The 15,882-nt window shown below is 65.0% G+C and carries 9 protein-coding genes and 1 tRNA gene; 4 read left to right on the top strand and 6 right to left on the bottom strand.

Going from position 1 to position 15,882, the window contains the following annotated elements:
* Window positions 1-130: 130 nt before the first annotated feature.
* The gene (locus CSC73_RS10070) at window positions 131-1,747 is read right to left on the bottom strand and encodes an alpha-glucosidase family protein (RefSeq protein WP_163840304.1); all 1,617 of its coding nucleotides are present in this window, start codon (window positions 1,745-1,747) and stop codon (window positions 131-133) included.
* A 349-nt stretch (window positions 1,748-2,096) separates the two neighbouring features.
* Here CSC73_RS10070 and CSC73_RS10065 point away from each other — a divergent pair, with 349 nt between their 5' ends.
* Together CSC73_RS10065 and CSC73_RS10060 are read left to right on the top strand one after the other, a co-directional pair.
* Window positions 2,097-3,590 (top strand): MFS transporter, encoded by a 1,494-nt coding sequence (locus CSC73_RS10065; RefSeq protein ID WP_163840303.1) that lies wholly within the window; start codon window positions 2,097-2,099, stop codon window positions 3,588-3,590.
* A 26-nt stretch (window positions 3,591-3,616) separates the two neighbouring features.
* Window positions 3,617-5,281 carry an alpha-amylase family glycosyl hydrolase gene (locus tag CSC73_RS10060; protein WP_211840862.1) on the top strand — a complete coding sequence of 555 codons (1,665 nt, stop codon included), beginning with the start codon at window positions 3,617-3,619 and terminating at the stop codon, window positions 5,279-5,281.
* 151 nt (window positions 5,282-5,432) lie between these two features.
* Here CSC73_RS10060 and CSC73_RS10055 read toward each other — a convergent pair whose 3' ends face one another.
* From CSC73_RS10055 to CSC73_RS10035, 5 genes are all read right to left on the bottom strand, one after another.
* Window positions 5,433-6,464, bottom strand: a complete 1,032-nt coding sequence (locus CSC73_RS10055) for a LacI family DNA-binding transcriptional regulator (protein ID WP_163840302.1) — start codon at window positions 6,462-6,464, stop codon at window positions 5,433-5,435.
* A gap of 70 nt (window positions 6,465-6,534) precedes the next feature.
* Window positions 6,535-7,827, bottom strand: coding sequence for a threonine synthase (thrC, locus tag CSC73_RS10050; RefSeq protein WP_163840393.1), 1,293 nt, complete (start codon window positions 7,825-7,827; stop codon window positions 6,535-6,537).
* A 173-nt stretch (window positions 7,828-8,000) separates the two neighbouring features.
* Window positions 8,001-8,924: a homoserine kinase gene (locus CSC73_RS10045; protein ID WP_163840301.1), complete on the bottom strand. Its 924-nt coding sequence runs from the start codon at window positions 8,922-8,924 to the stop codon at window positions 8,001-8,003.
* The gene (thrA, locus tag CSC73_RS10040; protein ID WP_163840300.1) at window positions 8,921-11,416 is read right to left on the bottom strand and encodes a bifunctional aspartate kinase/homoserine dehydrogenase I; all 2,496 of its coding nucleotides are present in this window, start codon (window positions 11,414-11,416) and stop codon (window positions 8,921-8,923) included. Before thrA ends, CSC73_RS10045 begins: the two co-directional genes overlap by 4 nt.
* A 334-nt stretch (window positions 11,417-11,750) precedes the next feature.
* Window positions 11,751-11,827 (bottom strand) — tRNA-Arg (locus tag CSC73_RS10035).
* A 357-nt stretch (window positions 11,828-12,184) separates the two neighbouring features.
* On the opposite strand from CSC73_RS10035, the gene CSC73_RS10030 reads away from it, so the two are divergent.
* Window positions 12,185-13,015 carry a cyanophycinase gene (locus CSC73_RS10030; RefSeq protein WP_163840299.1) on the top strand — a complete coding sequence of 277 codons (831 nt, stop codon included), beginning with the start codon at window positions 12,185-12,187 and terminating at the stop codon, window positions 13,013-13,015.
* Between the two features lie 75 nt (window positions 13,016-13,090).
* Complete coding sequence (cphA, locus tag CSC73_RS10025) at window positions 13,091-15,880, top strand: cyanophycin synthetase (RefSeq protein WP_163840298.1); 2,790 nt, start codon at window positions 13,091-13,093, stop codon at window positions 15,878-15,880.
* Window positions 15,881-15,882 lie beyond the last annotated feature (2 nt).

The following is a 15,882-nucleotide window of genomic DNA, read 5'->3' as shown; positions in this document are numbered from 1 at the left end:
CTGCAATGCAACATCGATCGGCTGGTCCCATACGGCTTCACGGAGCCTCGCGCCTACGTTGGATCAGTGGCCAGGACCAAAGTCCCTCTATCGCGACGATCTCCGATGGCCGGTCATCGCAATTCGGGAGTCACTGGATTTCGGCGTAGAACACGCCACGGGCGGGAAGCCGCAGAAGATCTCCGTCAAGACTTCCTTCGACCAGCCCGTGTCCGCCGATGGACCGCGCACGCATATCGGCAGGAACAGGCCATTCCACCGCTTCCGCGGAGAGGTTGAAGACCGCCAGCAGGCGCCGACCATCGAAACTGCGGACGAACGCGAGTATCGGCTCGGGCGTATCGAGGAAGCGGATGTCGCCCCATTGCAGCGCCGGCATGGTCTTTCGCCAGCGCAGGAAAGCGCGTGCGGAATTGAGCGTGGATGCGGGATCGCGTTCCTGCACTTCGACCGCCAAGGCGCGATGCGTATCGGCGACCGGCAACCACGGTTGCCCGGAAGTGAAACCCGCATTCGCGCCGCTGGTCCACGGCATCGGCGTGCGGCATCCGTCGCGGCCCTTGAAGTTCGGCCAGAACGTTTTTCCGTACGGATCCTGCAACGCTTCGTAAGGCACGTCCGCCTCGCCCAGGCCCAGTTCTTCGCCCTGGTACAGGCATACCGATCCGCGCAGCGAACACACCAAAGCGATCAATTGCTTGGCCAGCGCATCGGTCGCTTCCGCGCCGCCCCAGCGGGTGACCGCGCGCTGCACATCGTGGTTTGAAATGGCCCAGCACGGCCAGCCATCGGCCATCTTCGCTTCCAGTGCCTGTGCGGTGGTGCGTATGTAGGCGGCCGTGAAGTCGTCGGTCAGCAGTTCGAAGCTGTAGCCCATGTGCAGGCGCTTGTCGTTGACGTATTCGCCCATGGTGGCCAGCGAGTCCTCGGACGAGATCTCGCCCAGGCTCGCCGCTTGCGGATAACGGTCCAGCAAAGCGCGCAGCTTCTCCAGGAACACCAGGTTCTCGGGCTGCGTGTTGTTGTAGTAGTGGTACTGGAAAGCGTACGGATTGTCGGGACTGAAGCCGCGGCCTACGCGCTTGTCCACCGGCTTGGGCGGGTTGTCGCGCAATTGCCGGTCGTGGAAACAGAAATTGATCGCATCCAGCCGCAGACCGTCCACGCCCTTCTTCAGCCAGTACTCCACGTTGTCCAACGTGGCCTGCTGCACGGCGGGGTTGTGGAAATTGAGGTCCGGTTGCGAGGAAAGGAAATTGTGCAGGTAGTACTGTCCGCGCCGCGGTTCCCAACGCCAGGCCACGCCACCGAACAGCGACATCCAGTTGTTGGGGGGACTGCCATCGGGTTTTGCGTCGGCCCACACGTACCAGTCGGCCTTGGGATTGTCGCGATTCTCGCGGCTTTCCTTGAACCACTCGTGCTCGACCGAACAGTGGCTCAGCACCTGGTCGATCATCACTTTGATGCCCAGCCCGTGCGCCTTGGCCAGCAGACGGTCGAAGTCGTCCAGGTTTCCGAACAGCGGATCCACATCGCGGTAGTCGGCGATGTCGTAGCCGAAGTCGGCCATCGGCGATTTGAAGAACGGCGAGATCCAGATGGCGTCCACGCCCAGGCTGGCGATGTAGTCCAGCTTGTCCACGATGCCCGGCAGGTCGCCCACGCCATTGCCGTCGCTATCCATGAAGCTGCGCGGGTAGATCTGGTAGATCACCGCACCGCGCCACCAACGATCGTTCGCCATCCGTATCCCCAGCATTGGAATTGCGATCCTGCCTTGTCCGCACAACGGGCGCCACTATTCCATGCCGCGCACCCGCAGGCATCGGCCCTATCGGCGCGTCCGCCATGAATACGTATGCAGACAAGCGCATGCGCATGAGGCCATGGCTCGCGGCTCTACCTCGGAAATCTCACCGGAATCCGACGGCGCAGGGAAAATACAGCGCTTTTCATTCGATCGCGAAGGGTCGGCGGCGCTGCGCAAGCGACAATGCGGAAGCCTTCGAATGTTTGCAGTGCAGCATGGTTTCCGGCCGCGTTGCCTGCAACATGTCCAAGGTCGAGGCGCGATGCCATGGGGAAACCGCAGAATGAACAGATCGGGCACGAACGGCAAACCGCAGCTTTCGTTCTGGCAGATATGGAACATGTGCTTCGGTTTCTTCGGCATCCAGTTCGCCTTCGCTTTGCAGAACGGCAGCATGAGCCGCATCTTCCAGACGCTGGGCGCGAAGATGGACGATCTGGCCGTCCTGTGGATCGCTGCGCCCATGACAGGCCTGCTGGTGCAGCCGATCATCGGTTACTACTCCGACCGCACCTGGACCCGGCTGGGCCGTCGCCGCCCCTATTTCCTGGTCGGCGCCATCCTCGCCACGCTTGCGCTGTTCGTGATGCCGAACTCGTCGGTGCTGTGGTTCGCCGCGATCATGCTGTGGCTGCTGGATGCGTCGATCAACGTCTCGATGGAACCCTTCCGCGCGTTCGTCGGCGACCAGCTGCCGCCCGAACAGCGCACGCGCGGTTACGCGATGCAGAGCTTCTTCATCGGCGCCGGCGCGGTCGTGGCTTACCTGTTGCCGGAAATGCTCAGCCGGCTGGGCGTAGCCAACACCGCGGCGGCGGGCGAGATTCCGCCCAGCGTGCGCCTGTCGTTCTACATCGGCGGCGCCGTACTGATCTGCGCCATGGGCTGGACCATCCTCCGCACGCGCGAATATCCGCCCGAGCAATTGCAAAGCTTCGACGACGCGGAGCCTGAGGCCGTCGACGCGCCCGCGCCCGTTTCCAATACGCGCTTGGCGGCGGAAGTAGCGTTGTTCGCCATCCCCGCGGCGATCCTGGCCTTCTGCATCCGCCACTACGCCTTGGACAAGTCGCTCTATCTGCTGGCGGCCGGGCTGGCGGTCTATGCGCTGTTGCTGCTGGTCACCTCCGGAGGAAGGCACGGGGGCGGTCTTGGCGAGATCATCCACGACGTACGCAACATGCCGGCCACCATGCAGAGGTTGGCGGTGGTGCAGTTCTTCTCTTGGTTCGCCCTGTTCGCGATGTGGATATACACCACCCCCGCGGTGACTTCCCTGCACTTCCACAGCTCGGACACCACCTCCGCGGCCTACAACGACGGTGCGGACTGGGTGGGCGTGCTGTTCGCCGCCTACAGCGGATTCTCGGCGGTAGCGGCCTTCGGCCTGGCGCCTCTGTCGCGTCGCATCGGCCTGCGCGCCACCCATCTGGTCTGCCTGGTTATCGGAGGCCTGTCGTTCATCGCCTTCAACTTCATCCGCGATCCGGATTGGCTGCTGCTTCCCATGGCCGGCATCGGCATCGCCTGGGCCGCGATCCTCGCCATCCCCTATTCGCTGCTCAGCGGCGCGGTGCCGGCGAAGAAGATGGGCGTGTACATGGGCATCTTCAACTTCTTCATCGTCATACCCCAACTGGCCGCCGCCAGTCTGCTGGGTTTCCTGCTGAAGACCTTCTTCGGCAACCAGCCGATCAATGCGCTGATGATCGGCGGCGTCAGTCTGATCGTGGCAGGACTATGCGTGCTGATGGTGCGCAAGGAGACCGTCGCATGAGCTTGCCTTGTATGAGCTGGCCCCGCATGAAGACGCTCGTCCTTGCGGTTCTGTGCGCTGGATCGACGGCCGCAACCGGCGCGCTGGCCGGCGACGCCGATGAGTTCTATGGCACTACCGAACCCTTCGCCAGCGAATCCATCTACTTCGTCCTGACCGACCGCTTCGTCAACGGCGATCCCTCCAACGACCACCGCGACCAGGGCGGCAAGCACCGCACCTTCGACGTGCCCACCCCTGGTGCGCCGCCGGGCGAAACCGACAACATCGGCTACCTGGGGGGAGACTTCAAAGGCATCTTGGACAACGCGGGATACATCCGCGACATGGGCTTCACCTCGGTATGGGTGACGCCCATCGTCGACAATCCCGACGAAGCCTTCACCGGCGGCGACGCCGCCAAGTGGGGCGGCATGTTCACCGACCGCGGCAAGACCGGTTTCCACGGCTATTGGGGCGTCGATTTCTACAAGCTCGACGAGCACCTGCCCAGCGAGGGCCTGGACTTCGCCGGTTTCACCAAAGCGATGAAGCAACAGAAGCTGGACGTGGTGCTGGACATCGTCGGCAACCACGGCTCGCCGGCCTACAGCATGCCGAAGATGCAGCCGCAGTACGGCAAGGTCTACGGCCGCGACGGCAAACTGGTCGCCGATCACCAGAACCTGGCCCCGGACAAGCTGGACCCGGCGCACAAGCGCATGCACGCCTTCTACAACACCAGCGGCGGCCTGGCTCAATTGTCCGATTTCAACCAGGACAATCCGGCCGTGCTCGAATACCTGGCGGGCGCCTACGAGCAATGGATAGACCAGGGCGCGGCCGCGTTCCGGGTGGACACCATCGCCTGGATGCCGCATTCGTTCTGGAAGAAATTCGCCGACCGCATCCGCGCCAAGCGCCCGGGATTTTTCATGTTCGGCGAAGCCTTCAACTACGACGCGGCGACCATCGCTGGACACACGCTGGACCGCAACGGGCACTACAGCGTGCTGGATTTCCCGATGCGCGGAAAAATGGCGGCGACCTTCGAGAAGAAAGGCACGGACTTCGCCGAGCTGGCCACCGCGCTCTATCTGGAAGACGGGCCTTACGCCAACCCCTACGACCTGGTGACCTTCTACGACAACCACGACATGGCACGTATGAACGCCAGCGACGAAGGTTTCATAGACGCCAACAACTGGCTGTTCACCGCACGCGGCATTCCCGCGGTCTACTACGGCTCGGAAACCGGCTTCATGCGCGGCCGCGCCGAGCACATGGGCAACCGCAACTACTACGGGCAGGAGCGCGTGGATGCGGCGGGCAAGAGTCCCATCCATCCTGCGCTCAAGCGCATCGCCAACCTGCGCCGTGAGTCGCCTGCGTTGCAACGAGGGTTGCAGTTCAACCTGCGCATGAAAGGCGACGAAGCCGTTTTCTACCGCGTGTACCAGCATGAGGGCACGGCCCAGACCGCACTGGTGCTGCTGAACAAGGGCGAGGCGGCCAGCACGATTCCGGTAGGCGACTACCTGCAGCCAGGCGCCTGGCGCGATGCTTTCACAGGCAAGACAATCAAAGCGGGAAAACAATTACGGCTCGAAGTGCCGGCACATGGCGTGCGCGTGCTGTTTTTCGACCGGCCGTTGACGCGCAAGGACCTGCGCGCGCGCCTGGCGGATTCGATGACCCGCAAAGAGCGATAGCGCGCTCTTGTAGGAGCGACGCAAGTCGCGAAGCCCGCAGATTCACGGCTTCGCGACTTGCGTCGCTCCTACAACCTGCGTCTACGCCGCCGACCAGACGCTGTTGGATTCGCCCGGGCGAGCACGCCTCGATGCGGCGCGCAACGTTGCTTCAGATGGCGCCGGAAGAACGCCTCAAGGCCAAAGTCACCGGGATGGTCCGGCTTTCCGCCGGTTCGTTGTTGATCAGGGCCAACAAGGTCTCCACCAGTATCGTGCCGGCCAATTTGGTGTCCTGCTGCACGGTGGACAGGCTGGGGTTGACGAATCCCGCCATCGGGATGTCGTCGAAACCGGCTACCGCCACATCCTCAGGCACGCGCATGCCGCGCTCGTGCAGGGCTTTCATCGCGCCGATGGCGATCAGGTCGCTGGCGGCGAAGATCGCATCGAAAGGCGTTCCCCTCTCCAGCAATTCGCACGCCGCTTCATAACCGGACTGCTCGGTGGTGATGGCGTCGAACTGCAAGCCCGGCTGCACCTTCTGCCCGCTGGTCAGCAGCGCATGCGCGTAGCCGCGGTAGCGCTCGAAGAACTCGGGGTAGTGATTGGAGGCATGGCCCAGGAAAGCGATATCGCGCCGTCCCTGGCGCAGCAGATGCTGGGTGATGTCGTGCCCGCCCTGGAAGTTGTCGCAGCCGATCGAGATGCCCGGCTGCCCCGGCAGCACCGCGCCCCAGCGGACGAAATGCGTGCCCTGCTCCACCAGGCGCTCCAGCCGCGACTGCGATTCCAGATAATCGCCGTAGCCCAGCAGGATCAGGCCGTCGGCCTTGTTGCTGTCTTCGTAATCGGCCTGCCAGTCGGTCGACAGCTGCTGGAAGGAGATGAGCAGGTCGTAGCCGCGCAGGGCGCAAGCGCGGGTGATGGAACCCAGCATGGACAGGAAGAACGGATTGATCTGCGAGTCGTCGGGGGTGGGATCCTCGAAGAACAGCAGCGCGATGGTTCCCGAATGCTGGGTGCGCAGGTTGGACGCGTTCTTGTCGACTTTGTAGTTGAGTTGTTCGGCGATGGCCTGGATGCGCTTGCGCGTCTCCTCGTTGACCATGGGGCTGCCGCGCAGGGCGCGCGAAACCGTGGGCTGGGAGACCCCCGCCAGGTGCGCGATATCGAGCGAAGTAGCCTTGCCTTTGATATTCATGGCGACATGTTGGCAGAAATGCGGGGGCCAGGCATGGCGCACCGCACAGCGGACCAGGCGCGGGACAAGGCTATTTTTCGAGGATTCTGGCCCGGAAGCTTTCATATTCCGCGGCAATCGGATCGGCATGGGCCGGCCGCGCCAGCAGGTCCGCCAGCGCCGGCGGCACTTCCAGCGGCCGGCCGATCAAAGGCTCCACCACGCTCTCGAATTTGGCGGGGTGCGCGGTCGCTGCCACCATCCAATCGCCGGCCGCGCCTTGCGAGCGCAGATCCTCGAGCACCCGCACGGCGGTGGCGGTGTGCGGGCAGAAGACCTCTCCATGCTTCGCATAGCGGCTCTGGATGGTATTGCGGATCCGGTAGTCGTTGACGCTTTCGGCGGTGAAGTCCGCGCGCAGCGCGGCATCGTCTCCGCCGTACAGCCAGCGCAGGCGTTCGAAATTGCTGGGCGCACCCACATCCATCGCGTTGGCCAGGGTGGCGACGCTGGCCGCGGGCGCGTATTCGGCGCCGGAGAAGAATTTCGGCAACACCTCGTTGGCGTTGGTCGCCAACACGATGCGGCCCAGCGGCACGCCCAGCTTGCGCGCGATGATCGCGGCCATGGCGTTGCCCAGGTTTCCGGTGGGAATGACGGCATTGAGCGTTTCGCCGGTCGCGCGCTTGTGGCCGAGCGCGGCATGCGCGTAGTAGCTCATCTGCGGCAGCAGCCGGCCCAGGCTGATGCTGTTGGCCGAACTCATGGGCGCTTGCGCCTGCAGGTCGCCATCGTTCAATGCGCGCTTGACCAGCGCCTGGCAATCGTCGAACGAACCGGCCACGCGCAATGCGGCGATGTTGTCGCCGAAGCAGCCCAGCTGGTGCGCCTGGCGCGGCGACACGCGGCCATCGGGATACAGCACGATCACGCGCAATCCGGGCTGCTTGTGGAAAGCGGCGGCGACCGCTGCGCCGGTATCGCCGGAGGTGGCGACCAGGATGGTGAGCGGACGGTCCTCCTGCTTGCGCAGGCGCGTCAGGCAAGCGGCCAGGAAGCGCGCGCCGAAGTCCTTGAAGGCGGCGGTGGGGCCATGGAACAACTCCAGCACATGGTCGTCGGTGGTCGCCAGCGGCAACAGGGGCGCAGGGAAGTCGAACGCTTCGCGGCAGATCGCCGGCAGCTCGGCGGCAAGCGCGTCGCCTTCGAAGAACGGTGCGATGAGCTGGGTGGCGGTTTCGGCCAGGTCGGCGCCGACTTCCAGGGAATGGATCGGAGGAAGGGTTTCCGGAACGTAGAGACCTCCGTCCGGCGCAAGGCCGGCTGCGATGGCCTGGCTCAAGGTGGCTGCGGGAGATGCATTGCGGGTCGAGATGAAGTTCATTGCGGTCCAGGAGAAGTGGATGCCGATAAAAATGAAGTCGTCATTCCAGCGACAGCTGGAATCCATTGTGATTTTCGCGCCAAGGCCTCAGAAGCAAGATCAAAATGGATCCCAGCTTTCGCTGGGATGACGTCGCGGCTGTTTGATTATTCTCGTGCTATTCCGGCCTCGACTCAGCGGACAACCTTCGCCGCCGGACTGTTGATCGGAGACACCCAGGCCTGGCTGTCGAATCCGGCCGCCATGAAAGCCGCCTGGATCGCCGGCACTGCCGTCTCGGCCTGCGCCCGTGTCTCGAACCATCCGAACACGCTGGGCCCCGCACCGGAAATGCTCGCGCCCATCGCCCCGGCTTCCAGCGCGGCCCGCTTGGCCGCATCGAAGCCGACGATCAACGGCGCGCGCCTCGGTTCCACCAGCCCGTCCTGCAGGCCGGCGCGCACCAGTCCGGCATCGCCCGCGTAACAACCGGCAAGCACCAGCGCGAGATTGGCCGACTGCGATACGAATTCGCCGAGCGCATAACCACCCTTCAACGCCTCGCGCGCGCGGCGCGTTTCCAGAATCGCGTCCGGATGCACCAGCACGCTGTGCCAGGCGCTGGGCACCGGTATTTTCACCAAACGATCGGCGGTGGAAAGCACCAGGCCGCCGAGCAGCATCGGCCCCAGGTTGTCGCCATGGCGCCCGCCGCTGGCCACCGCTTCGCCGGTCAATGCGAACGGATACAGCGCTTCCCGCGACAAAGGCGCATCCAAGAGTTCATTGGCCGCCACCAGCGCGGCCACGCAGGAAGCCGCCGAGCCGCCCATTCCCGAACCCAGCGGGATGCCCTTGTCGATCTCGATTTCGAAACCGAACGGCAACCCCAACGCCTCCCGTAATGCGATCAGCGATGCGCCGGCGGTATTGCCGGGCGCATCCAGCGGCAGATCCACCGTCGCTCCGCGGATCGCGGCGATGCGTACTTCGGGCGAGTCGATGCGGCGCGCAGTGACCGTGTCGCCCGGTCCTTCGATCACATGGCCAAGAATGTCGAAGCCGACTCCGACGTTGCCCACCGAGGCTGGCGAAAATGCAGTTGCCGCTTGCTTCACAGCTTCGCCCCCTGCCCCGCCGCCACGCGCAGCACATCGGCGAACACGCCCGCGGCGGTGACTTCGGGACCCGCGCCGGGTCCCTGCACGATCAACGGATTGTCGCAGTAGCGGCGCGTGGTGAACTGCACGATGTTGTCGGTCAGGCGCAGGTTGGCGAAAGCGTGTTCTTTCGGCAGCGCTACCAAACCTACCGTGGCCTTGCCTTCCGCATCCAGCTTGGCGACGTAGCGCAGCACCTGACCCGCTGCCTCGGCTTTTGCCAGCTTGTCGGCGAACAGCGCATCCACTTCGCCCAGGCGCGCCATGAAATCCTCCACGCTGGCCTGGCGCAGCGCCGCCGGCACCAGGCTCTCGACGTCGACATCGTCCAGGCTCAGCGAACGCCCCGCCTCGCGCGCCAGGATCACCAGTTTGCGGGCGACATCGGTGCCGGAAAGATCGTCGCGGGGATCCGGTTCGGTGTAACCCAGGCCGCGCGCCTCGGTCACCAGTTGCGAGAACGGCACGCTGCCGTCGAACTTGTTGAACAGCCACGCCAGCGTGCCGGAGAAGATGCCTTCCACCGACAGCACCGCGTCGCCGGTATCGATCAGGTCGCGCAAAGTGGAAATCACCGGCAGACCCGCGCCTACCGTCGCTTCGTAGCGGAAACGCGCGCCGCTGGCGGCAGCGGCCTCGCGGATCGCGTCGTAGCGCGCACTCGGCCCCGCACCGGCCTGCTTGTTGGGGGTGACCACATGGATGCCCGCCGCCAGCCAGTCGGCGTAACGGTCGGCCACCAGCGGGCTGGCGCTGCAATCGACGATCACCAGGTGCGGCAGATGCGAGCCTGTCAGATGCGCGGTGAAACGATCCAGATCCAGCGCTTCGCTATCGGCAGCGAAGCTCGCGCGCCAGTCGCCGCCGATACCGCGCCCGTCCAGCAGCATCTTGGTGCTGGAGGCGATCGCCCGCAGCCGCAGATCCAGATTGGCCTTGCCCAGCAATTGCGGCTGTGCGGCGCGCAGCTGGTCGAGCAGCGCGGCGCCGACGTTGCCCGGCCCGATCACCCCGATGGCGAAGGTCTGCGGCGACAGCCAGAAACCGGCGTGCGCCGCGCGCAAGGCCTTGGTGGCGTCGGCACTGTCGATGGCGACCGAGATGTTGCGTTCCGAAGAGCCCTGCGCGATGGCCAGGATGTTGACCCGCGCCCGGCCCAGCGACTCGAACAGCCGCGCCGCCACGCCCGGCTGCCCGGCCATGCCGTCGCCGACGGCCGCCAGCACGCTGACGCCTTCGGTCAGCTGCACGCGCTGGATCTGGCCGATGTTGAGCTCGTGGGCGAACGCGTTGAGCAACGCGGCCTGCGCTCGCAGCGACTCGGCGCTGCGCACCACGCAGCAGATGGAGTGCTCGGAAGAACCCTGGGAAATCATCACCACCGACACGCGCGCATCGCGAAGCGCCGCGAACACGCGCTCGGCCGTGCCGGGCACGCCGATCAGGCCGGTGCCTTCCAGATTCAACACCGCCAGGTCCGGGCTGAGGGTCAGGCCTTTCACCGGACCGGTGACATCGCGCTCGGCGGTGATGCGCGTGCCGGGATGCTCGGGATGGAAGGTATTGCGGATGATGATGGGCAGGCCGCGCTCTATCGCCGGCGACATGGTCTGCGGGTGCACGACCTTGGCGCCGAAATAAGCCAGCTCGCAGGCTTCGTCGTAGCTCAACGCGCTCAGTTGCACCGCTTCGGGCACCACCCGCGGATCGGCGGACAGCACGCCGTCCACGTCGGTCCAGATATGCAGTTCGGCGGCGTTGAACAGCGCGGCGAAGATGGCGCCGCTGTAGTCGCTGCCGTTGCGGCCCAGCGTGGTGAGGCGATTCTGGCGGTCGCGCGCGACGAAACCGGTGACCACCACGCGGCGTTGCGGATTCTTCGCACGCCACTCGGCCAGGCGCTGGCCGCTGACGTCCCAATCGACCTCCACGCCCAGGTCGCTGCGGTCCACCACCAGCACATCGCGCGCGTCCAGTACGGCGCAGTCTTCGCCTTTCGATTTCAGATAGTCGCCGAGCAACCGTGCCGAACAGACTTCGCCCAGGCCCTGCACACGGTCCAGCACTTCGCGCGGCAACTCGCCGATCACCGACAGCGCAGCCAGGATTTCGGCCAGTTTGTCGAAGCGTTCGTCCAGCCATTCCAGGGTCGGGCCGGAATCTTCGCCCAGCAACGCCACCACCGCTCCGCGATGGCGTGCGCGCAATTCGTGCCAGGGATCGCGCCAGTCGCTGCGGCTGCGCGCGGCCAGTTCGCACAATTCGATCAGCGCGTCGGTCACTCCTTTCATCGCCGACACCACGGTGATCTGCTCGTGCTCCTCGCGCGCCAGCAACAGGCCGGCGACATGGCGGAAGCGTTCGGCGTCGGCGACCGAAGTACCGCCGAACTTGTGCACGATGGTGCGAGGGGAAGAACTATCTGGCTGTGGCTGTGCTGCGGACGACATAAAGCGACGAACCTCTGGGTGAGGTCCCCGCGCGGCTCAGGTTCCGGGTTCCCCCGCATCCTGATCCGGGTGCGGGGACGTGGTTTGCGAGACTACGCGAACACGATCCACCGCACCCCGCTAATCGCGGTAGTGGCGGTAGTAATAATGCTGCGACCAAGGCCAGCCACGCCCTGCCCGTGCAGCAGCACGGAGGCCGGCATCGGGTGGACGTTTGCGTGGGTGGCGACGGGAAGCATGGCCCTAGGGGACAGGATGACCCGGGGGGCTGTCAAGTGTTGCAGTGCGACAAGCTGCATTTGCAGCCGAAAGTTGCACTTGCAACCGAAAAGTATGGTGACCCCGGCGCGATTCGAACGCACGACCTGTCCCTTAGGAGGGGACCGCTCTATCCAGCTGAGCTACGGGGCCTTGGAGGAAATTGTAACGGTTGGTGATTGGCAGTTGGGGCTGGTAGTGAACGGGCGCTTGCGCTTTGCCCCCTTTGGAAAAGGGGGCTACGGGGGATTTGCTTTTGATCTTGAGCCAAGGGCAAGAGCAAATCCCCCTCGGTCCCCCTTTTTCAAAGGGGGAGGTCGAACGTGTGGCTGGGTCCAATCGGGCGGTCGCCGCCCGTGCTACCTTCCCCAAGCCGGTCCGCGATACTTGCTGCCGGCATCGGGGGCGGCTTCATCGGGGGAAATCGGGAAAACCAGGCGGCGCGCGGCGCTGCCGGCTCCCGTCGCGGCGGCGTTGCGCGGAACCCTTCAGCTTCAGGAGTCGTGTTGCATGTGTCCCAGTAAGGTCGCCGATGGTGGCGAAAGAGGTTGGATCGTTCCCATCGGCGGCGCCGAGAACAAGGAAGACAATCCCCGTATCCTCAAGCGATTCCTCGATCTCTGCGGCGGTCGCGATGCCGAGATAGTGGTGATCCCCACCGCCAGCCAGCTGGCCGATACCGGCAGCCGCTACGAAGGCATTTTCGGCGACCTGGGCGCCGGCCGGGTCGACGTGCTGGATTTCGACACCCGCCGCGATTGCCATGAACAGAACCGCCTGGACCGCATCGAAAGCGCCAGCGGCATCTTCTTCACCGGCGGCAACCAGCTGCGCCTGTCCACCATCCTGGGCGGCACCCCGGCGGCCAAGCTCATCCGCGAACGCAATGCCGCCGGCATCACCGTCGGCGGCACCAGCGCCGGCGCCAGCATCCTCAGCGAGCACATGATCGGCTTCGGCAAGGAAGGCGCTTCGCCCCAGGCCGACAGCGTTCGCCTGGCCCCGGGACTGGGCCTGACCAACCGTTTCATCATCGACCAGCATTTCCGCCAGCGCGACCGCCTGGGCCGCCTGGTCGCGGCGCTGGCCTACAACCCGTTCGCCATCGGCATAGGCCTGGACGAAGACACCGCCGCCTTCATCGGCCCGGACAATACTTTGGAAGTCGAAGGCAGCGGCGCGGTCACCGTGGTCGATGCCGATGGGCTTACTTTCTCTTCGATGGCCCAGGTCAGCGAAAACAAGCCGGTCTGCCTGCTCGGCCTGACCGTGCATATCCTTGTGGCCGGCGCTACCTTCAACCTGCACACCCGCAAGGCGTCGGCCGGTTCGCTGGCCTAGCCGGAATCCTCACGTTTCAGATCCCATGATTTAAAACTCCGCGATATTCGAAACCCAACGATCCAGAGGTAAGGCATGCGCATCCTCGAACGCTCCGTCTACGTCGGTCCCTCGCAATACGCCCATTTCCCGGTCATCCGCCTGGAGCTGGACTTGCAGGCGCTGGAGGCATGGCCCACCGGCAAACTGGGCGCGGCGTTCGTCGATGGGCTGGTCGCCGCCCTGCCCGGCCTGGCCGAACACGGCTGTTCCTATCGCGAACCCGGCGGCTTCATCCGCCGCATGCGCGAGGGCGAAGGCACCTGGCTGGGGCATGTGCTGGAGCACGTGGCGATCGAACTGCAGAACGTGGCCGGCGAGAACGTCACCTTCGGCAAGACCCGCAGCGTCGGCGACGACCGTCCCGGTGTCTACACCGTGATCTACGAATACGCGCAGAAAGAAGAAGGCATCGCCGCCGGCGAACTGGCGCTGAAACTGCTGTCCTCGCTGCTGCCGGCCGAGTTGAGGCCCAAGGACAGCGTGCCCGCGGATTGGGATTGGGACACCGCCCGCGACGATTTCATCCGCTACGCGCAACGCCGCGCGCTGGGCCCTTCCACCGCTTCGCTGGTGCGTGCGGCCGAAGAACGCGGCATCCCGTGGTTGCGCCTGAACCAGCAATCGCTGATCCAGTTCGGCCACGGCAAATACCAGCAGCGCATCCAGGCCACGGTCACCGGCAAGACCCCGCATATCTCGGTGGAACTGGCCAGCGACAAGGAAGAGACCAACAAGATCCTCGGCTCGCTGGGCCTGCCGGTGCCGCGCCAGGAACTGGTCAACGACGCCAGCGGCGCCCTGCGCGCAGCGCGCAAGTTGGGCGGGACCGTGGTCACCAAACCCTACAACGGCAACCATGGCCGCGGCATCACCATCAATATTTCCGGCGAGGACGAAATCCGCGAAGGCTTCGCCGCCGCGCGCGAGCATTCGCGCTCGGTCATCGTGGAAACCTACATCGGCGGCGACGACCACCGTCTGCTGGTGGTCAACGGCGAACTGATCGCCGCGACCAAGCGCACCCCCGGCCATGTGATCGGCGACGGCAAGAGCGACATCGCCGAGCTGGTGGACCAGGTGAATTCGGACCCGCGCCGCGGCGTCGGTCATGAGAAAGTACTGACCCGGCTGGAACTGGACGCGCAAGCCGACCTGATGCTGGAGCGCGTGGGCTACAACCACTTCTCCGTGCCCAAGGAAGGAGAAGTCGTTTACCTGCGTTCCACTGCCAACCTCTCTACCGGCGGCACCGCCACCGACGTCACCGACATCATCCACCCCGACAACCGCGACATGGCGGTGCGCGCGGTACGCGCCATCGGCCTGGACGTGGGCGGCGTGGATTTCATCTCGCCCAACATCGCCGAGAGCTACAAGTCCATCGGCGGCGGCATCTGCGAGATCAACGCCGCACCCGGCTTCCGCATGCATGTGGCGCCCAGCGAAGGCACTCCGCGCGACGCCGCCGGTCCGGTGATCGACATGCTGTTTCCACCCGGCACGCCGACCCGCGTGCCGATCGCCGCCATCACCGGCACCAACGGCAAGACCACCACCGCGCGCATGCTGGCCCACATCACCAAGATGGCCGGCTACACGCCGGGCCTGACCACCACCGACGGCGTCTACATCGACGGTCAGCGCACGGTGGAAGGCGACATGACCGGGCCGGTATCGGCGCGCATGGTGCTGTCGGACCCACAGATCGACATGGCGATTCTGGAAACCGCGCGCGGCGGACTGCTGCGCAGCGGCATGGGCGTGCCGGAAGTGGACGTGGGCGCGGTATTGAACGTGGCTTCCGACCATCTGGGCCTGAAGGGCATCGACACGCTGGAGCAGCTGGCCGAGATCAAGCGCATCGTGGTCGAAGTCGCGCGCGATTGCGCGGTGCTCAACGCCGACGATCCCAACGTGTTGAAGATGTCGGCCTACACCGACGCCAAGGTGATCTGCTACGTCACCCTGAACCCTTCGCACACGCTGGTGCGCGAACACATCCGCGCCGGTGGCCGCGCCTGCGCGCTGGAGGCCGGCGTCAACGGCCACATGATCACGCTGTACGACAAGGGCAGCCACATCCCGCTGATGTGGACGCATCTTATTCCCGCGACATTGGAAGGCCGCGCCCTGCACAACGTGCAGAACGCGATGGTGGCCGCGGCGATGGCGTTCTCGCTGGGCATCAAGCTTGATGCGATCCGCCAGGGTCTGCGTACCTTCGACACCACGTTCTTCCAGGCTCCGGGCCGCATGAACGTCTACAGCGAGCATCCGTTCAAGGTGCTGATGGATTACGGCCACAACGCGCATGCGGTGGGCATGATGGCCGACCTGGCCCAGCGCCTGGACGTGACCGGACGCCGCATCGTGGTGCTGACCGGGCCGGGCGATCGCCGCGATGAGGATCTGCGCGCGATTGCGGAGGTGGTGGCCGGCAAGTTCGACCATTACGTGGTGCGCCGCGACGATGCTCTGCGTGGTCGCGACGGCGACGAAGTGCCGCGCATCATCGCCAAGGCATTGCTATCGGCGGGCATCGCGGAAAACGCGATGTCGATCATCCCCGACGAGCAGGAAGCCATCGACGCCGCGTTGCGCATGGGCCAGCCGGGCGACCTGATTCTGATCTTCGCCGATGCGCTGACGCGTTCGTGGAAGCAGATCATCAAGTTCCAGCCGCAGGGCGAAGTGGCCAAGGCCTCGCCGCGGGTGGAACTGCCTTCGCTGGAGACCTCGCCGGAAGAGGCGCCGTTCGCCAGCATGGAAGGCGTGATCCGCGAGGAACGCGGACTGGTGTTCGAACGCGAAGACAGCGACTGAGA

Origin of the sequence: Pseudoxanthomonas sacheonensis, from assembly GCF_010093305.1 — a bacterium.
Lineage (GTDB): Bacteria > Pseudomonadota > Gammaproteobacteria > Xanthomonadales > Xanthomonadaceae > Pseudoxanthomonas_A > Pseudoxanthomonas_A sacheonensis.
This window is presented reverse-complemented; position numbering and strand designations above follow the sequence as displayed.